Origin of the sequence: Neobacillus niacini, from assembly GCF_046591715.1 — a bacterium.
GTDB lineage: Bacteria > Bacillota > Bacilli > Bacillales > Cytobacillaceae > Neobacillus > Neobacillus niacini_L.
In genome coordinates, this window is the sequence record NZ_JAWVNQ010000002.1 from 248,704 (window position 1) to 267,521 (window position 18,818).

The following is an 18,818-nucleotide window of genomic DNA, read 5'->3' on the forward strand; positions in this document are numbered from 1 at the left end:
ATATTACTATCCTTATTTTGTTTTTGTTTTTGTTTAATTGGACAAGATACTTAGTAAGGAGGGTGTTCATGATATTTTTTACCTTGCTCATATGTTTTATGATTTCCTTGCTTATCACACCTCTGGTGAAAAAATTAGCCTACAAAATACGAGCCACAGATAAACCAAATAAGAGGAAGGTCCATCAAACTCTAATGCCTCGGCTTGGCGGGCTGGCCATTTATCTAGCTTTTTTAGCTGGAGTCATCTTATTACAGCCAGAAAATCCATATGGCGCTTCTATTATAATTGGCAGTGGAATTATTGTTCTTTCTGGAATTCTCGATGATATTTATGAATTATCAGCAAGGATTAAACTTCTGGCACAGGTAGCTGCAGCAGCTGTGATTGTTCTATATGGCGGATTACAAATTACGTTTATTAATTTACCATTTGGCGGCCTCTTTGAGTTTGGATTTTTAAGTATCCCTTTTACTTTTCTTTGGATTATCGGTATCACCAATGCCATTAATCTCATTGATGGATTAGATGGTCTTGCTGCAGGTGTATCTTCGATTGCCTTAGTTGCAATATCAGGTATGGCGTTTATCATGGGGAACCTGTATGTTGTAACGATAGGATCCATCCTTCTGGTAAGTACAATCGGCTTCCTTTATCACAATTTTTATCCTGCTAAAATCTTTATGGGAGATACAGGGGCTTTATTTTTAGGATTCATGATATCTGTTTTATCACTCCTGGGATTCAAAAACATTACATTTGTTTCATTTATCGTTCCAATTATTATCCTTGGAGTACCGATCTCAGATACTATTTTTGCCATTCTTCGCAGAATTATTAATAAGCAGCCGCTGTCATCACCTGATAAGTCTCATCTGCATCATTGTTTACTCCGGCTCGGTTATTCGCACCGGGAAACTGTACTCATCATCTATGCGATGGCTGCATTATTTGGTTTAGTAGCTGTTGTGTTTGCACAGGCAAAGCTTTGGGGAGCAATGTTTTTAGGGGCTGTACTCTTATTCCTTATTGAGATTATTGCTGAAAAGATTGGCTTGTTCGGCAGAGATTTTAATCCTTTATTAAAATTATTGAGGTCATTTCGATTTCCTCTCGATAGAAATCGAAAAAAGGTTTAATCAATATCTGGAAACTGGGAATGGGGCTGTGAATCCTTTCCCTTTTTTGTTTGGTGTGTTAAATAGGTCTGTTGATTTGCGCTCCAGGCACTTCGCTTTCCGCAGGCGTTGCGGGGAGCCTCCTCGGCGCTGAAGCGCCTGCGGGATCTCCCCTGCTCCGTACTCCTGCAGGAGTCTTCGTGCCTTCCGCGCAAATCAACAGAGTGCCAAATTCTATTCTGCTATTACACAGATATTGGTTAAAAAGAAAAAACCTGTATAGAATAATTTCTATACAGGTAATAAAGAATATGCTTATTCTGTTCCATTTTCGGCTAATGCATTTTCTGTTTCAGCTGTCATATCTGTGGTGTCTCCGTTTAAGTGAGTTTGCAGCATGAGTTTTACGTTTTCAAGGGATTGTTCATCCAGCTGATAATAATACGCTTCATTAATTGTGGAGTCGCTTCCTTCTAATGCTAATGTCTCAAAGTTCAAGCTCTTATCATTAATTACATAATTCACAAATGATTTCATATTATTAAAAGTAAGGTTTGTTTCCATGTTACTGCCGACTGCATTAATAATATCAGATAATTTTGTAAGAGAATTGATTGATGTGCCTTTTTTAACAATGGCTTTTAGGATTTCTTGCTGGCGCAGGCCTCGGTATATATCACTGTCTTGGTGGCGTGTCCTTGCGAGTGCTAACGTTTCTTCACCATTCAACGTTTGGAGACCCGGCTCAAGGGTAATAGCATCTGCTTGGTCTTTAGAATCCTGTTCAGTAATTAGATAAGGTACTTCTACTTCAACACCATCCAACGCGTCTACGACATCAATAAATGCGTTAAAATTCATTTTCACATAATAATCAATCGGTATATCTAAAACTTCTTGAACGGTTTCAATCGCAAGGTCGGTTCCTCCGATTGCATGGGCAGCGTTAATTCTCGTTTTATTCTTTTTGCCAGGAATTTTAACATAAGAGTCACGTGGGATGCTCAGCAATTTAACAGAGTTTTCATCTTTATTAAAGGTGACGACCATTAAGGCATCTGACCTTGTTCCGGTTCCAAATTTACGGGTCTCACTGTCATCGACACCAATTAAAAGAAGGGAGACATTATCCATCATAGGGTCAACCTTTTCTTCCCTCTTTTGGGTGACTGTTTCCGTTTTGATAGGCTTATAGGACTCATTTACAACTGACTCCGCTTTTTTATATAAAAAGGTACCGTAGGCAACCGTACTCAATGCAACGACAACGAGTGGGACTAAGATCCATGTAAGAATACGTTTTTTTCTTTTTTTCCTTTTATTTTGCTTTCTGATCGTTCTAATTTCTTGAGACATAAAGGTGATCTCCTTTTTTATATCAACATTTAAATTCTATTCATAGCTGTGTTACATTTTACTATTTTTTACTGGTTTAGTAAATTGTAATTTTTTGTAGATTTATGATATATCTTTAGAGATTTTGATATTTTCTTCTAAATAGACGTTATCACCTTTAATAAAGTTACAATTTGCATTGGTTAATTCGATCACCCAATTCATAAACGTTTGAACTTCCGATTCTTCAACATATACCTCAAAGATTACTTTATCGAGGTAATGAATTTCTTTAATGATGTAGGAAGACGCCCTGAGTTCCTTTTCTAGCTTGCCTATCCAAGTATAGTCAACAGTTACCTGGACGATTTGAACAAGCCTTCTTTCGACAATTCCGCCGGCGTTTAATCCTTCTGAAGTCGCCTTGCCATAGGCACGAATTAGTCCGCCTGCCCCTAATTTAGTGCCGCCAAAGTACCGGGTAACCACGACAACGGTATCCTTAAGGTTTCTTTTCTTTAACACCTCTAGAATGGGTACACCTGCTGTTCCGCTGGGCTCACCATCATCATTCGCTTTTTGGATTTGGTCATGTTCACCGATGATATAGGCAGAACAATTATGAGTAGCGTCCCAATATTTTTTCTTAAGGTATTGAATAAATTCCTGGGCTTCCGCCTCATTTTCTGCTCTTTGTATATGGGCAATAAATCGTGATTTTTGAATATTTATTTCATGTTGATACGCTTCTTTATTAACTGTGGTATATCGAGATAGCATAGGTTCACCCTCCATAACTTGGTATTAGATAATATAAAAAAAACATTGGTGTAATATAACTTTAATATAGAAATAATTTATCCGTGTTATAATAAGTAATGTTTCAATAGTGTAAATTCTACTTTTTTAAAATAGTAGTTTAGCTAACAAACATTATACTACTTATGAACTAGAAAGTTGGGAAAATTTTTGGTTTAATGCCTATATATAGTAAAATATTCCAATAAGCGTTAAACTAGAAAAAAGGTCTCTGGAGGAGAGCATGGCGAAAATTCAGAAGATTAATGTGAAATCCATTGATGAAATTCGTGAAGAGATGATTGAAACTGTTACTAGCAGTAAAAGTGATATCTTTCAAATAAGTGAACAATGCCGTAAAGACTACGATAATATGACAAGTGAGCTAAGAACCATTAAAGAGATGATGGGGAAACTGATAGCAGAAGAGGAACGCCTTGAAGATGAAGTTCTTAAGGCAAGATTAACACTATCAGAGTTAAACTTAAATTTTAAGGCTTATACTGAAGCTGAGGTTAGAGAGGCTTATGAAAAAGCACATCAGCTGCAAATGGACCTGTCCATTAATTGGCAGTATAAGAAACAGCTATTAGAAAAACGAGCAGACCTTGAGCGAAGGTTATTAGGACTAGATGAAACGATTGACCGTGCCGATCAGCTTATTTCCCAAATATCTGTTGTTATGAATTATCTTATGAGTGACTTAAAGCTTATGGGTGAAGAATTAGAGAATGCGAAGGCAAAACAGGACTTTGGATTGAAAATTATTGAGGCACAAGAGGAAGAGAGAAAGAGACTATCCAGAGAAATTCACGATGGGCCTGCACAAATGCTTGCCAATGTCATAATGAGATCGGATTTAGTGGATCGTGTATATCGTGAACAAGGACCTGAGGAAGCCTTTAAAGAGATTGGAAGCTTCAAAAAGATGGTGCGCTCCGCTCTTTATGAGGTCAGAAGAATTATCTATGACCTTCGTCCGATGGCTCTTGATGATTTAGGACTAGTTCCGACCCTCAGAAAATATTTACAAACCATCGAAGAATATCATAACAAGTCGAAAATTGAATTTACTAACATTGGAATCGAACGCAGACTGCCAGTGAAATATGAAGTAGCGCTATTTCGTTTGATCCAGGAATCTGTGCAAAATGCACTAAAGCATGCCAATGCTTGTTCTATACAAGTAAGGCTGGAAATGATGAAGAACGAGCTAACCGTTCTAATTAAGGATAATGGGGCAGGTTTCGATACCACCCAGAAAAAGCCTGAGTCATTTGGCATCATCGGAATGAGAGAACGGGTTGAGCTGCTTGAAGGAAATATAAGATTTGAATCTAAAATCGGAAAAGGAACTTCCGTGTTTATCGTGGTTCCTATACAGTCTTAACACAAAATAAAATGATTGATACGGAGCAGGAGGGGAAATATATGATGACTAAGATTGCAATTATTGACGACCATCAGCTATTTAGAGAAGGGGTAAAACGAATTCTCGAATTCGAAAAGGCATTCCAAGTTGTTGCCGAAGGTGATGACGGAAGTGACGCCGTAACTATTGTTAATGCGTATAAACCGGATGTAGTAATTATGGATATCAATATGCCTCAGGTGAATGGGATTGAAGCTACACGTGAATTGTCTGAGAAATTCCCTGATACTAAAATTATTATCTTATCCATCCATGATGATGAAAACTATGTTACCCACGCCCTGCAAACAGGTGCAAGAGGATATTTGCTTAAAGAAATGGACGCTGACGCATTGATTGAAGCAGTTCGTGTTGTTGCAGAGGGCGGCTGCTATTTACATCCAAAGGTAACTCATAACCTAGTAAATGAATACCGCAAGCTGACAGCTGGACGTTCAGCCGGCGGAGCCTTTGTACAAACTCTTGAGCTGCGTCGTCCGTTACACCTGTTAACACGCCGCGAATGTGAAGTATTGCAAATGCTGGCAGATGGGAAAAGTAACCGTGGAATTGGCGAGGCTTTATTTATCAGTGAAAAAACAGTCAAAAACCATGTAAGTAACATTCTACAAAAAATGAATGTTAATGACCGTACACAAGCAGTAGTTGTGGCAATTAAAAACGGCTGGGTTGAAGTTCGATAAATTTCCGAATTATAGGAGGGTATGCTCTTTTAATAGGCATGCCCTCTGTTTTTTTTATCGTTTTTCAGATAGAATAGAACAAAACATACTTTAAGGATGGTTTCAATATGAAAACTGCCGTTGTTACGGATAGTACCGCATACATACCGAAAGAAATACGCGATAAATGGAATATACATATGATCCCGTTAAATGTGATCTTTGGCAATGAGGCATATCAGGAAGAAGTGGATATTACAGCAGCCCAATTCTATCAACAAGTAAAGGACAATGAACTCCCAACTACCTCCCAGCCTCCTATAGGGCAGTTTGTAGAGCTGTTTGAACAATTGTCTAAGGACTATGATGCTGTTATTAGTATTCACCTCTCAAGCGGGATTAGCGGCACTTTTGCAGGAGCCGTTACTGCAAGCAGTATGGCAGGCGACTTCAAGGTTTATCCATTTGATTCAGAGGTTAGCTGCATGCCGCAGGGGTTATATGCTATCGAGGCAGCCAAAATGGCGCAAGATGGCGTAGAGGCAGAGAAAATTATGCTGCGCCTTGAGGAATTGAAAAAAACAGCCCGTGCCTATTTTATGGTGGATGATCTGTCTCATCTGCAGCGGGGCGGCCGTCTATCGAGCGCACAGGCGATTATTGGCAGTCTCCTTCAAGTGAAACCGCTGCTGCACTTTGAAAACAAGGTCATCGTCCCTTTTGAAAAAATTCGCACGAGGAAAAAAGCAATGAAGCGGATAGTCGACCTGTTAGGAGAAGACGCTGCCAGCGGGGAGCCTTATCAAGCTGTCATCATCCACGCTAACCGTGAAAGTGAGGCGCAGGAATGGAAATCAGAGCTTGAAAGCCTGTATCCCAATGTAGAATTTTCCATCAGCTATTTCGGACCTGTCATCGGTACACACTTAGGAGAAGGTGCTATGGGTCTTGGGTGGATGAAAAAGTAGGCAGAAGATGCCTTGTCTCATTCAGTTACCAAGAAAAGTAAGCCAGTAACCAAGTAACCTAGTAGAATAAGCGGAGATTTTCCGGTTAAGTGCATAATGGAGCTCATTTCGGGGAATATAAGCGGAGGTTTTCCGGTTATTCAACTCAAACTGTATCTTTTTCACGTTTTTTTAGTAGATAGGCGGAATCTCTCCGCCTATTTCTGCTCTTTTTGATGCTATTTACAAAATAAGCGGAATTTCTCTGTCTATGTTTTAAATCGGCAAAATTAAATCGTTCGACAAGGAGCAGGAATCTTGCCGTTTCTTGTAGAACATTACATAAAAGCTTAAAGGAGTGATAAATATTAAACATTTATTAAAGCAGAGGAAAGCAATTTACTTGTCTGAAGGGAGTCCTCCTCCGTGCGTTTCCAATTAAAGGACAATTGTTTGTTCCCGACATTAAATAAAGAACACTCTCTTCCAATCTCCAAAATTCAAACCATCCCGCAGCCATTACTCAATCCAAACTTTCCCTATAACCCAGAGCTTCAGTTACTCCTTTCAGGCAAACAACTTTTGCTTGATGACCTGCCTTTCCCTCTCGAGGAAATCCAAAAACATTATGAAAATGGGTATATTACCTACCGAAAAGGAATCGAATACAGTAGAAATCAGCCTCAATGTTCTCGTTGCGGCAGTAAGGAAACAAATGGGTTTGCGCAATTTCCCTGCTCACGGTGTGGAGAAATCTGTCATTATTGTCGTAAATGTTTGATGATGGGGCGAATCAGCGCTTGTACTCCTTTACTAGGCTGGAATGGGCCAGCACCAGAACACGATATGCCGAATACCATCCTGGAGTGGAAAGGTAAGCTGTCAGAAGGGCAGCAATCCGCCTCTAATCAGGTTGTTGAAGCGGTGGATACCAATTTAGAGCTGCTACTTTGGGCCGTTTGTGGTGCAGGAAAAACGGAGGTTCTTTTTGGAGGCATTGAATCAGCCCTGCAAGCGAAAAAGAGAGTCTGTATCGCAACGCCGCGAACGGATGTGGTCCTAGAGCTGACGCCCCGGCTGAAAGCCGCCTTTCCGGGAATTAAAGTGGCTTCTTTATATGGAGGGAGTGAGGACCGCCATCTATATGCACCGCTTACGATCGCGACCACCCATCAGCTGCTCCGATTTTATCAGGCTTTCGACACAGTCATAGTAGATGAAGTCGATGCCTTTCCATATACAGTGGAAGAATCCCTTCAATATGCCGCAGTTAAGGCAAGAAAGCCTGAATCGGCCATGATTTACCTAACCGCTACCCCAAATGAAAAATGGCAGAGAGAGTGCAGGACAGGAAAACGCACCTTCACCACAATTCCAGCACGATTCCATCGTCATCCATTGCCTGTTCCTCACTTTACGTGGTGTGGCAACTGGCAAAAGCAATTGAAAAAAGACAAGCTGCCGCCAAATGTCCTCCACTGGGTAAAAGAGAGACTTGATCAAAATAAGCAGGCGTTGCTCTTTTTTCCACATATTGCTCTTATGGAGAAAGCACTCCCCATTCTCCGTAAATTATCCCCTGACATCCAGGCAGTTCATGCTGAAGATCCAAATCGTAAAGAAAAGGTCCAGAAAATGCGAAATAAAGAAATACCTTTTCTCCTAACCACTACCATCCTTGAACGAGGCGTTACCTTTCCCAATATTGATGTGGCTGTTATCGGTGCAGAGGATAACATATTTGCAGAAAGTGCTTTGGTGCAAATTGCTGGAAGAGCGGGAAGAAGCAAGGAGTATCCCACAGGTGTCGTGACATTTTTCCATTATGGAAAAACAGACGAAATGATAAAAGCGCAAAAACAAATTACCACCATGAACCAGGAGGGAATTAGAAAGGGGCTGATTGATTCATGAAACTCTTCCCGGAGGTGCAATGTCTAATTTGTGATGAAAAAATTCAACCTGTGATGTGCTGGACATCCATTTTTTCAGAGGAAAAAGAACTTACTATTTGTTCATCCTGTCAGGATCAATTCGAAAAAATAGAGGGAGAATTATGTAAGATGTGCAGCCGGCCGTTTCGATATTTAGATGAGAAGTTTCGCCGCGGGGATTTATGTCATGACTGCAAACGGTGGGAGGAAGATGGTGAATGGCAGGGATTTCTCGAAGCAAATCATTCTATTTTTCTCTACAATGATTTTTTTAAAGAAGTTATGGCAAAATATAAATTCCGCGGTGATTATATATTGGCAAAAGTATTTGCCGAAAGTATAAAGGAATCCGTAAAAACGCTAAAGCCAGATTTACTTGTACCCATACCTTTAAGTGAAGAGCGGCTGTATGAGCGCGGCTTTAACCAAGCAGAGGCGCTGATTATTGAGTCAGGGTTAATTTCTAGTATGCTGCTTACCCGCATCCACGGAGAAAAACAATCGAAAAAATCACGATCGGAACGTATTCATATTCCACAGGTTTTTCGGATTTCTTCTCAAGTTGAAATAAAAGGAAAGGATATCCTGTTATTCGATGATATTTATACTACCGGCTCTACTCTTAGACATGCAGCCAAGCTGTTAAAAGAATCGGGAGCGGGGATGATACAATCCTTAACGCTCGCAAGGTAAATTGTGTTTTGTACATTTCATTGTGCGATTTTCGTAAGACTTATAGGTGGTATTTTGTTCCTGAACATAATAGACTAAAGGTGTAAGGTATTTTAAAGATTTGGAATGGCTAAAAATGGTTGTCACTATTTCCCCTATGTTTTTGTCAAAATTTCGACAAAATTATTGTTCTGTTTTAGCAGGATAATCGCAGGGTAAAATAGAAATGTATCTACATAGGAATATAAAGGAGGAGTCCACAAATGAATTATAACGTTCGTGGTGAAAACATTGAGGTAACTCCAGCAATTAGAGATTACGTTGAGAAGAAAATTTCAAAATTGGAACGATATTTCACAGAAGCACCTGAAGCAAAGGTTAATGTGAATTTAAGATTCAATCAAGATAAAACTTCTAAAGTAGAGGTAACCATTCCGCTGCCAAATCTAGTTCTTCGTGCAGAAGAAACGAATGTAGATATGTATGCTGGTATTGATTTAATTTCAGACAAGCTTGAGCGTCAAATCCGCAAGCATAAAACAAAGGTTAATCGTAAGTTCCGTGAAAAAGGGGATTTCCCGATTACGTTTGCAACATCTGAGAACACTGATGCAGTAGATCAAGATGAAGATGATTTAGAACTTGTCCGCACCAAGCGCTTTGATCTTAAGCCAATGGACAGTGAAGAAGCTATCCTGCAAATGAACCTTTTAGGACATAACTTCTACGTATTTAACAACTCTGATACCAACCGTACAAACGTAGTTTACAAGCGTAAAGACGGAAGATACGGATTAATTGAAACACATTAATAAAATAAAAAACGCAGTTCCGAGAAATCGGAGCTGCGTTTTTTCCGAATAAAAGGAGGTTTTTTTATGACGTTTTCAATCGTAGGTTTTGATCCAGTTGAAAAGGAATGGGGCATTGCCGTTCAGTCAAAGTTTCTAGGAGTAGGTGCTGTGGTACCATGGGCAAAGGCAGGTGCAGGTGCGGTGGCAACCCAATCCTATGCAAACACTGCATATGGTCCAAAGGCACTTCAGTTAATGGAAGAAGGGAAGTCTGCAGAGGAAACGCTAGAGTTGCTTTTAGCAGACGACCCAGACAGAGAAATGCGTCAGGTGGGGCTGATTGATGCCTCAGGAAATCCAGCCTCTTTTACAGGGAAAGCTTGCTACGATTGGGCAGGCGGGGTGACAGGCACCCACTTTGCAGCACAGGGTAATATTTTGGTGGATGAAAAAACGGTACAGGCAATGGCACGAGTATTTTCAGAAACGAACGGGCCGCTCGCACATAAGCTGCTAGCTGCTTTAGATGCGGGTCAGGAGGCTGGAGGCGATAGCAGGGGGAAACAGTCTGCTGCGCTGTATATCGTGAAAGAAAAAGGCGGTTACGGAGGTTTTAATGACCGGTATATCGACCTAAGGGTTGATGACCATCCAGATCCAATCAAAGAGTTAATCCGAATATACCAGCTTCAGCAATTATATTTTGCGCCCTCAAAGCCTGAAAGTATTACAGAGATTGAAGGAGAAGTGAAAGACGAATTGACTCATCAATTAACAAGATTGTCTTATCTTGGCAGTGTGAATCCTAGCGATGAAGAGCTCTTTAAGGCACTGACAGCTTATATTCATACTGAAAACTTTGAAATGAGAGAACAAACAAAAGGATTTATTGACTTAGAGGTTCTCGAATATATGAAAAAATCATAATCAAATCTTCCTCCTATGCAAATAGGAGTTTTTTTATGCCCAAAATTCTATTAAAAATAGTGGTAATATTGTCGTTCACTTGAAATATAGTATATTAGTCATGAAATTGAACAAAGGGAGGCAGGTAAATAGTGGGAAGGGCTTATATAAAGATAGCGACTGTTTATTTTACAATTGGGGTTTTGGCTGGGCTAACGATGGGAATTATTCATGATTTTCGTTTTACGTCAGTCCACGCACATGTAAATCTACTTGGCTGGGTAACGATGGCATTATTTGGACTTATTTATCACTTTTATCCACAGGCAGCAAACACAAAGCTGGCTAAAACTCAATTCTGGTTACACAATATTGGGGTACCCGTGATGTTAGGCGGGCTTGCACTTCAAATATTGGGTGTATCCGCGGCGCTTCCTCCAACAATCATTGGTTCTATAGCGGTGGTAATTGGTGTTATTTTATTTATGGTCAATGTTTTCAAGCATGTTGGCAAAGATCCAAACTGATACTAATCTATTAAAAAGGCAATGATGATCTCCCTGTAGAAATCATCATTGCCTTTTTTGTTACCATTCATATTCGCCTTCCTTTTTCAAGTCCGTTTTTGAGAAATAAAGGGGCGTAAATGCCGTGATAAAGGACTGGGAAGCTTCATCTATAAAACCTGCTGCATAAGTTGGGTCCTGTGTCTGCCAATGGCCGTTTATCATTATTTCATTCCAGGCATGCCCCTCCCCAAAAACAACCTTTGCTTCAATTCCTACAGCTCGATGCAGAGCGGCATTTAGTCTAGAGTATCCCATGCACATTGCTAGTTTAGAATGAAGAACCTCTACAGCATCGGGATGATCAAGATAAAAGTATTTATCATTAGCAAAAGTATCCACGTCATACGTAACATTTTGTGCGACCCAGGTGAAGAGTGCTTTTGATTGTTCCAAGGTACTAATCTTATCAGCGGTTAAACGTTTTGCAAGTTCTACTATTTCACGGTCATCGCTAGGGATAGGCTGACTTGGAAGCAGGTAAGGGCTTTTCTCAGCCAGCTCAATCAATGTGTTAGCAAATGCATTCCGGTATGGATTGATATCCGTCCTAACCACACTGATTTTTGAGGTTAGAGGTCCCATGAGTTGGATCGTAGTCGGTAAAACCCCTAATGCAGTGACAATCAAAAATAGCAGCAAAATAACTTTCCTCAACCCTCTAAGCTCCCTTCTAGAAAAGTCCTATAGAACTAATAGTAATTATAATTTTCTAATTATTCAAATTAAAAGCTCGGTAAGCGAAATATTTACGTATAATCCATATTAAACTGTCAAAAATGGTACTATTTAATTAATTAAAGATATACATAGAGGAAGAGAGGGCGAGAGCGGATGTCTTCAGCAATAGGCCGGAATGAACTCTGTCCATGTGGGAGTGGAAAAAAGTATAAGAAATGCTGTGGGAGTAAGGAAGCTGTTTCAATTACACATGTAATTGAAAATGAAATGGATGATTTGCAAAAGAAATTGCTTCACTTTGCTCTTAATTATTATGAAGAGGAAATAGTAAGAGGCTTTGAGGAATATGAGGATTACTTTGATATTGAAGAGGACGAGCGGGAGTTTTACGAATTTGTTTACAGTATCTGGTTCTCCCTATTTCATATATTGGAAGACGGGAAAACCATTTTAGAACATTTTATTTCATCAGAAGTTGGGAAAATTAAACGCCCAAAATTAAAATATATCCTTCAGTCTTGGGCAGAACCGAGGGCCATTGCAGGTGAAATTACTCAAGTTGAAAATAATTCACTTATTGTAGAAGATGGATTTTCCTTTGAAAAATATGAAGCTATCGTAATAAATACTCAAAGAACATTTGAAACGGGATCATTTTTTATCGGGTTCCTTCTGCCGTTTGGTGAAAAATATGTCTTTTTCCCAGGACCTTTTGATTTGCCGGATTTGCCGGTCGTCCAAGGTATTGATCATATAAAACAAAAGAGTCAAATCGGGGGTATCCAATCTCCTAAAGAGTTCTTAACAGAATTCTTTATGGAAATAATGAGGGACCTTACTATGGTTGGCGGCATGGTGGATATTGAAAGTATGGAGTGGCAAAAGCCTATATATAAGGAAGTGGCAGAGCTATTAAAGACAAACTTGGAGTCACAAGGTGAAATGCCTTCAACGGTAGATATAGGGATTATTCTATGGTTTAAATTTTGCGAGAAAAAGCAAAAGAATATTCGAAAGCCAAATCTATATGCAGCCTCTATGCATTATTTACTCTCGTTGTTTAGCCATATGGTTTCGCCGCTTACACAAAAGGAAACCGCAAAACTGTACGGAGTTTCCGCAGGCTCTCTTTCATCTGCCTATGCAGAATTGGATGACGAGTTAGAGGAAGATATCCGAAGGGTTATTGAAATTTCCTATGAAGAAGCAAATGAAACTCCATCCATGACAATGCCAGCTAAATCGCTGCAGGGACCTATGCCGACAGAGCAAGCGATGCAGGAAGTATTGGCTGAAATTAAAGGTGGCAATTTTGAGTCAGTCGATGAAATAAATGCATTTTTGAATTCTAGGCTCTTGAATCCATCACCTAAAAAGGAACCAAAAACTAATAAAGAGCGTGCCCAGCAATTGATATACGATGCTATGGAAGAACGTGGACTCTTTTATCGAAGCCAACTTGCAGAAGAAGCTCTAAAGTTAGATCCCAACTGTGTTGATGCCTATGTTATTCTAGCTGATGCTGCAAATACCGATGAGGAAGCAATGATGCTTTCAAATAAAGGCAAGGAGATTGGGGAAAAAGAACTTGGAAAAGCCTATTTCAAAGAGAACAAAGGCCATTTCTGGGGCTTACTCGAAACAAGACCATATATGCGTGCGAAAGCTGCGTATGCGGATGCTGTTCATCAATTAGGGTACACTTTGGTTGCGATTCGCGAATACGAACAGCTTCTAGAATTAAATCCAAATGATAATCAGGGTATTCGTTATCTCTTGTTTGGGGCTTACCTAGAAGCAGGGGAATTTGAAGCTTGTGAACGTTTGTTGAAACAGTATGAAGAGGAAACTGCAAATGGCTTATATAACAAACTTTTACTTGAGTTATATAAAAATGGTTTTTCACGAAAAGCAGTTAAATTATTGAAGGAAGCGAAAAAAGCTAATCCGCATGTGATACCATTCCTTACAGGGAAAAAGAAAATCCCTGGGTTCCTGCCAGAAGGGTTTATGCTGGGGGACGAGAGTGAAGCCATCATCTATGCAGATGACCATTTTCAACTTTGGGACAAGATAGATGGAGTAGAGAAATGGTTGAAGAAACAATAATCGAGAGGGGAATCCTCTCGATTTTTTATTTTAGATGCTAGCGGAAGGGGTTAATGTCGAGGGGAATAGAGGATAGGAGATAAGAGGAGATGCTGGAGTGCCCGAATGGTGATGAAATAAGAGTTTTGGGTCAATGCAGAGATGCTGGAGTGCCCGAAAGCTGATGGGAATAGAGCTTTGGGTCAATGCAGAGATTCTAGAGTGCCCGCAGACTGATGGGAATAGAGTTTTGGGTTAATGCAGAGGAGTTGGAGGTGCCCGAATGGTGATGGAGAAAAAGTTTTTGGTCGATGCAGGAGAGCTAGAGTGCCTGTACCTAATTATAAAAAGCTTTTGGGTAATTGAAAAAGGGGATATCACTCCCATTTTTACCAGGCACACAAAATGAGACAAATAAAGAGGGCCGGCGAAATGCCGGCCCTCTAACTCATTCTATTTCCCTGCACCATGGCAGTTTTTATATTTCTTTCCGCTTCCACAATAGCATGGATCGTTGCGGCCGATGTCCATTTGGTTAACCTTTGGTTTTTTCTTAACTGGTTCTCCGTCGTCCTTCGGATTGACAGCCTGACCTTTTGCAACTTCTTGGCGCTCAAGATTATTTCTGATTTCAGCCTTCATGATATACATAGAAGCTTCTTCTTCAATCGAGAGAATCATGGCCTCAAACATCGCGAACCCTTCATGCTGATACTCACGAAGCGGGTCAATCTGTCCATATGCACGTAAATGAATACCTTGGCGAAGCTGGTCCATCGCATCAATGTGATCAATCCACTTGCTGTCAACTGCACGGAGTGTCACAACCTTTTCAAATTCGCGCATTTGCTCTGGAGAAAGAACTTGTTCCTTTTCGCTGTAACGTTCCTGCACCTTTGCAAAAATAGCTTCTGTTATTCCCTCGGGATCCTTACCGCGCAATTGCTCTACTGTAAAGTCACCTTCAGGAAGCAGATTAGCATTCACATAATCGATAATGCCTTGTAAGTTCCATTCTTCTTGATCTTCATGCTTATTCGCATGGGCATCAACATTACGTTGAATGGTGGATAGAATCATTTTTTCTACGATCTCGCGCAGGTTTTCTGATTCCAATACTTCATCACGCTGTGTATAGATGATTTCACGCTGCTGACGAAGAACGTCATCGTATTGCAGCAGCTGCTTACGTGCGTCAAAGTTATTACCCTCAACACGTTTTTGCGCAGATTCTACGGCTCTAGAAACCATTTTACTTTGAATAGGCTGAGAATCGTCCATTCCCAATTTTTCCATCATTGCTTTCATATTGTCAGAGCCAAAACGGCGCATTAGTTCATCTTCCATTGATAAGTAGAACTGGGTGACACCAGGATCTCCTTGACGGCCTGAACGTCCGCGAAGCTGGTTATCAATCCGGCGGCTTTCGTGACGTTCTGTACCGATAACTGCAAGACCGCCTAACTCTTTCACACCTTCACCAAGCTTGATGTCTGTACCGCGTCCTGCCATGTTCGTAGCAATGGTTACAGAGCCTTTGTGACCGGCTTCCGCAATAATTTCAGCTTCACGTTCATGGTTTTTCGCGTTCAAGACATTATGCTTGACTCCTTTTTTCGACAAATACTTAGAAATGAGCTCAGATGTTTCAATCGCTACCGTACCAACAAGAACAGGCTGCCCCTTCTGATTGCGTTCAGCAATATCCTCGACAACAGCACGGAATTTTCCATCCATGGAGGAATAAATCAAATCAGGACGATCATCACGAGCGATCGGTCTATTCGTTGGAATGACAATAACGTTCATATTATAAATGTTGCGGAATTCTTCTTCTTCTGTTTTCGCTGTACCTGTCATACCTGCAAGCTTTTCGTACATTCTAAAGTAGTTTTGGAAGGTAATTGTAGCCATGGTCATACTTTCGTTTTGAACTTCCAAACCTTCTTTTGCCTCAATTGCCTGGTGGAGGCCTTCGCTATAGCGGCGGCCCTTCATTAAACGGCCGGTAAATTGGTCAACGATGATGATTTCACCATCTTGCACCACATAGTCAATATCAAGGTGCATGCTGACATTTGCCTTAAGAGCCTGATTAATATGATGGTTCAAGGTAACATGAGAAATATCAAACAAATTCTCTATTCCAAAAGCACGCTCTGCTTTACTAATACCTTCCTCTGTCAGCATAACGCCTTTTGTTTTCTCATCATAGGTAAAATCTGTATCCTTAGTCAGTGTTCGAACAAAAGCGTTGGCTTGAATATAAAGTGCAGCTGATTTCTGAGCAGAACCAGAGATAATCAATGGAGTACGCGCTTCATCGATTAAAATCGAGTCAACTTCGTCAATGACTGCATAAAACAGTGGACGCTGAACTTTTTGTTCCTTATAGAGGACCATGTTATCCCGCAGGTAATCAAAGCCAAATTCATTGTTTGTACCATAGGTAATGTCACAAGCATACGCTTCCTGTTTTTCTTCCTTAGACATGCTGTTTAAATTTAAACCAACAGTTAGTCCAAGAAATTGATAGAGTTGTCCCATTTCGTTAGCGTCACGGCTGGCTAAGTACTCGTTGACAGTAACAACGTGAACGCCTTTTCCTGACAGAGCATTTAAATAAACCGGCAAGGTAGCGGTTAACGTTTTACCTTCACCCGTTTTCATCTCGGAAATGTTCCCCTCGTGGAGTGAGATCCCACCCATTAACTGAACAGGGTATGGATATAAGCCAAGCACACGGCGGGCACCTTCACGGACAACAGCAAAGGCTTCAATAAGTAAATCGTCTAGTGTTTCACCTTTTTGATAGCGAAGCTTGAACTCTTCCGTTTTTTCACGGAGCTGATCGTCGCTAAGTTTTTCCGTTTCTGCAGCTAGTTCGTCAATTTGTTTCGCCATTTTGTCCAGCCGTTTCAGCTCGCGCTTATTGAGGTCGAACACTTTATTTAAAATCCCCATCATATGATGAAACGCTCCTTTATTTCGAAGTTTTATCCTGCAAGAGTATGAATATTTATTAAAAAATTGTATCAAAAATAATCGCTAATTTCCCTTTTTATCTTACCACTTCCGCTATAGAGTGACAACATTGTTACCGTTATAGCCACATTTTAAAAGACGGATTCTTACGTTCAATCTTATAGAGGAATTTCTATTTTATCAAAATTGTCAAATATTTGTATGCAATCTCTTTTTTTTATAGCCAATGAAACTAGTGTTTAGGATGAATAAATAACACTGGTAGTGTATAAAAATTAGATTTTATGCAGGTAAACAACTTGGTTGTGGTAGTAACCTAAACCTTTAATTATCAACGTTTTCATGTTGTTTTTAGGTATAAGGTCATGTTGACGCTATATGAAAAATATTCACAAATTGTACATTGGAAAATACTTTTGCAATGTTAGATACTACCATTAGAGAGGTTAACTAAAAAAATAGAGAGAGATAAAAAAATTTAAAATGGGAAGGGTGAGTCAAGTGGCTTTTTGGGGGAAGAAAGATAAAGAGAAACCCGAATCTAGAGAGAGTAAAAAGAAGCCTGGACTTTTTCGCAGACTCTGGCAGAAATTTAGAAACATAGACTGGAAGGACCCAGTTACAAGATGGAAAGCATTATTTGTCGCCCTAATAGGGTCTATTGTTATTTTTGGGGGAGGGTATGGAGTTATCTCCTTCACCAACAATCCAACTTTCTGTGCCAGCTGCCATGAAATGGCGCCTGAAGTAACCACATTTACAGCGAGTGCACATAGTGAAATAACCTGTGTTCAGTGTCATATTAAACCAGGTTTTATCAACATGATGACACATAAAATGATTTCATTGAAAGAGGTTTATCACCACGTAATGGGGATACCTGAACAAATTGTACAAACGGAACATGAAGCAGTTTCAGATGAAAACTGTTTACAGTGTCACTCTAAGAATCGACTTGTAACGGCATCAAAAGACTTAATTGTAAACCATAAAGGACATATTGAAGAAGGTGTGCCTTGTATTTCCTGTCACTCTGGGGTTGCGCACGCTAAAATCGCTGCTCGTGGAATCAACACCGAAGAAGTCCGCGGTCATTGGACAGATGAAGTTGCACAGCAAATGATGGAACAGAAATATCTATCACCAAACATGGGGACATGTATTGACTGTCACGATAAAGTGAATAACGGTGAAAAACCATGGAAAGATGTAGCTTACCTTGTGCCGCCAAATCCAGCACACCTTGAAGAAGAAGCCAAGAAAACTTCAAATGAAGTAAAACATGATGCAGCAACTGAAGCAGAAGCTAAAGAGGCAATTGCAAATCATGAAGAAAAAACACAAGCGCTTATTTTAGAAGCAGTAGGGAAGCAAACAAAAGACGTGAAGCTTTCGATGGCATGCGAAACTTGTCATCAAAGAGTGAAAGTGCCAGAAAATCACCGAGTTGAAAATTGGAATGGAAATCATGGCGGTACTGCCCTTCAAGAGCTAGACACATGTGTTGACTGTCACCAGGATTCTAAATGGATTAGAGATATTCCGAAAGAAGACTTAATGTCATTATTGAAAATGGAAGAGGTTAAAGAAGAGGATAAAGATCACAAATATACAGCAAATATGACCGTTGTGAGAGAACAAGCTCGTATTAATAAATTCTGCAGCGCCTGCCATAGTGAACGTCCTGCAAGCCACGAAAAGAGCAATCACTGGTTAGTGGGCCATGCAAACAACGCATTATCACCAGAGGAAAAAGCCGAGTGCTTTGTCTGTCACGATCGTCAAGAACCAAAAACTGGTTCAACGGAACTAAAAGCACCAACGGATGTTTACTGTGAATATTGTCATAGAACTGGTTTTAAGGATGATGAGAAAAAATAAAGATTTGGTTGTTTAAAAG

15 protein-coding genes are annotated in these 18,818 nt (G+C 40.1%); 11 read left to right on the forward strand and 4 right to left on the reverse strand.

Features of this window, described 5'->3' with window-relative positions; genetic code table 11:
- The first annotated feature begins 68 nt into the window (after nucleotides 1-68).
- The gene (locus SFC47_RS08485; RefSeq protein WP_411253847.1) at nucleotides 69-1,139 is read left to right on the forward strand and encodes a glycosyltransferase family 4 protein; all 1,071 of its coding nucleotides are present in this window, start codon (nucleotides 69-71) and stop codon (nucleotides 1,137-1,139) included.
- Nucleotides 1,140-1,433: 294 nt separating this feature from the next.
- Here the strand turns inward: SFC47_RS08485 and SFC47_RS08490 are convergent, their stop codons facing one another.
- Entirely contained in the window at nucleotides 1,434-2,474 is a 1,041-nt protein-coding gene (locus SFC47_RS08490) for an LCP family protein (protein WP_411253848.1), read from the reverse strand.
- Between the two features lie 102 nt (nucleotides 2,475-2,576).
- Nucleotides 2,577-3,233 (reverse strand): YigZ family protein, encoded by a 657-nt coding sequence (locus tag SFC47_RS08495; protein ID WP_411253849.1) that lies wholly within the window; start codon nucleotides 3,231-3,233, stop codon nucleotides 2,577-2,579.
- A gap of 262 nt (nucleotides 3,234-3,495) precedes the next feature.
- Here SFC47_RS08495 and SFC47_RS08500 point away from each other — a divergent pair, with 262 nt between their 5' ends.
- The 8 genes from SFC47_RS08500 to SFC47_RS08535 all read left to right on the forward strand — a co-directional run bounded on the left by SFC47_RS08500 (nucleotide 3,496) and on the right by SFC47_RS08535 (nucleotide 11,125).
- Nucleotides 3,496-4,641: a sensor histidine kinase gene (locus SFC47_RS08500; RefSeq protein ID WP_411253850.1), complete on the forward strand. Its 1,146-nt coding sequence runs from the start codon at nucleotides 3,496-3,498 to the stop codon at nucleotides 4,639-4,641.
- 44 nt (nucleotides 4,642-4,685) lie between these two features.
- Complete coding sequence (locus SFC47_RS08505; protein WP_411254093.1) at nucleotides 4,686-5,366, forward strand: response regulator; 681 nt, start codon at nucleotides 4,686-4,688, stop codon at nucleotides 5,364-5,366.
- Nucleotides 5,367-5,473: 107 nt separating this feature from the next.
- Nucleotides 5,474-6,313, forward strand: a complete 840-nt coding sequence (locus SFC47_RS08510; protein WP_411253851.1) for a DegV family protein — start codon at nucleotides 5,474-5,476, stop codon at nucleotides 6,311-6,313.
- A 405-nt stretch (nucleotides 6,314-6,718) separates the two neighbouring features.
- Nucleotides 6,719-8,206 carry an ATP-dependent helicase ComFA gene (locus SFC47_RS08515; protein WP_411253852.1) on the forward strand — a complete coding sequence of 496 codons (1,488 nt, stop codon included), beginning with the start codon at nucleotides 6,719-6,721 and terminating at the stop codon, nucleotides 8,204-8,206.
- Complete coding sequence (locus SFC47_RS08520) at nucleotides 8,203-8,919, forward strand: ComFC family protein (RefSeq protein ID WP_411253853.1); 717 nt, start codon at nucleotides 8,203-8,205, stop codon at nucleotides 8,917-8,919. The genes SFC47_RS08515 and SFC47_RS08520 overlap by 4 nt, the downstream gene beginning before the upstream one ends.
- Before the next feature lie 242 nt (nucleotides 8,920-9,161).
- On the forward strand, nucleotides 9,162-9,710 hold the full coding sequence (hpf, locus tag SFC47_RS08525; RefSeq protein ID WP_411253854.1) for a ribosome hibernation-promoting factor, HPF/YfiA family: 549 nt from the start codon (nucleotides 9,162-9,164) through the stop codon (nucleotides 9,708-9,710).
- Nucleotides 9,711-9,776: 66 nt separating this feature from the next.
- Nucleotides 9,777-10,619: a DUF1028 domain-containing protein gene (locus SFC47_RS08530; RefSeq protein WP_411253855.1), complete on the forward strand. Its 843-nt coding sequence runs from the start codon at nucleotides 9,777-9,779 to the stop codon at nucleotides 10,617-10,619.
- A gap of 131 nt (nucleotides 10,620-10,750) precedes the next feature.
- Nucleotides 10,751-11,125, forward strand: coding sequence for a cytochrome-c oxidase (locus SFC47_RS08535; protein WP_411253856.1), 375 nt, complete (start codon nucleotides 10,751-10,753; stop codon nucleotides 11,123-11,125).
- Nucleotides 11,126-11,185: 60 nt separating this feature from the next.
- On the opposite strand, the gene SFC47_RS08540 is transcribed toward SFC47_RS08535, so the two are convergent.
- The gene (locus SFC47_RS08540) at nucleotides 11,186-11,821 is read right to left on the reverse strand and encodes a transglutaminase domain-containing protein (protein ID WP_411253857.1); all 636 of its coding nucleotides are present in this window, start codon (nucleotides 11,819-11,821) and stop codon (nucleotides 11,186-11,188) included.
- 177 nt (nucleotides 11,822-11,998) lie between these two features.
- Here SFC47_RS08540 and SFC47_RS08545 point away from each other — a divergent pair, with 177 nt between their 5' ends.
- Complete coding sequence (locus tag SFC47_RS08545) at nucleotides 11,999-13,954, forward strand: SEC-C metal-binding domain-containing protein (RefSeq protein ID WP_411253858.1); 1,956 nt, start codon at nucleotides 11,999-12,001, stop codon at nucleotides 13,952-13,954.
- Between the two features lie 432 nt (nucleotides 13,955-14,386).
- On the opposite strand, the gene secA is transcribed toward SFC47_RS08545, so the two are convergent.
- On the reverse strand, nucleotides 14,387-16,900 hold the full coding sequence (gene secA, locus SFC47_RS08550) for a preprotein translocase subunit SecA (RefSeq protein ID WP_411253859.1): 2,514 nt from the start codon (nucleotides 16,898-16,900) through the stop codon (nucleotides 14,387-14,389).
- A gap of 519 nt (nucleotides 16,901-17,419) precedes the next feature.
- Between secA and SFC47_RS08555 the strand changes: the two genes are divergently transcribed.
- The gene (locus tag SFC47_RS08555; RefSeq protein WP_411253860.1) at nucleotides 17,420-18,799 is read left to right on the forward strand and encodes a cytochrome c3 family protein; all 1,380 of its coding nucleotides are present in this window, start codon (nucleotides 17,420-17,422) and stop codon (nucleotides 18,797-18,799) included.
- Nucleotides 18,800-18,818: the final 19 nt, after the last annotated feature.

Bases quoted from the DNA above. Each gene is read 5' to 3' on its own strand.
- SFC47_RS08485 (WP_411253847.1), top strand. From the start codon at position 69: ATGATATTTTTTACCTTGCTCATATGTTTTATGATTTCCTTGCTTATC.
- SFC47_RS08490 (WP_411253848.1), bottom strand. From the start codon at position 2,474: ATGTCTCAAGAAATTAGAACGATCAGAAAGCAAAATAAAAGGAAAAAA.
- SFC47_RS08495 (WP_411253849.1), bottom strand. From the start codon at position 3,233: ATGCTATCTCGATATACCACAGTTAATAAAGAAGCGTATCAACATGAA.
- SFC47_RS08500 (WP_411253850.1), top strand. From the start codon at position 3,496: ATGGCGAAAATTCAGAAGATTAATGTGAAATCCATTGATGAAATTCGT.
- SFC47_RS08505 (WP_411254093.1), top strand. From the start codon at position 4,686: ATGACTAAGATTGCAATTATTGACGACCATCAGCTATTTAGAGAAGGG.
- SFC47_RS08510 (WP_411253851.1), top strand. From the start codon at position 5,474: ATGAAAACTGCCGTTGTTACGGATAGTACCGCATACATACCGAAAGAA.
- SFC47_RS08520 (WP_411253853.1), top strand. From the start codon at position 8,203: ATGAAACTCTTCCCGGAGGTGCAATGTCTAATTTGTGATGAAAAAATT.
- hpf (WP_411253854.1), top strand. From the start codon at position 9,162: ATGAATTATAACGTTCGTGGTGAAAACATTGAGGTAACTCCAGCAATT.
- SFC47_RS08530 (WP_411253855.1), top strand. From the start codon at position 9,777: ATGACGTTTTCAATCGTAGGTTTTGATCCAGTTGAAAAGGAATGGGGC.
- SFC47_RS08545 (WP_411253858.1), top strand. From the start codon at position 11,999: ATGTCTTCAGCAATAGGCCGGAATGAACTCTGTCCATGTGGGAGTGGA.
- secA (WP_411253859.1), bottom strand. From the start codon at position 16,900: ATGATGGGGATTTTAAATAAAGTGTTCGACCTCAATAAGCGCGAGCTG.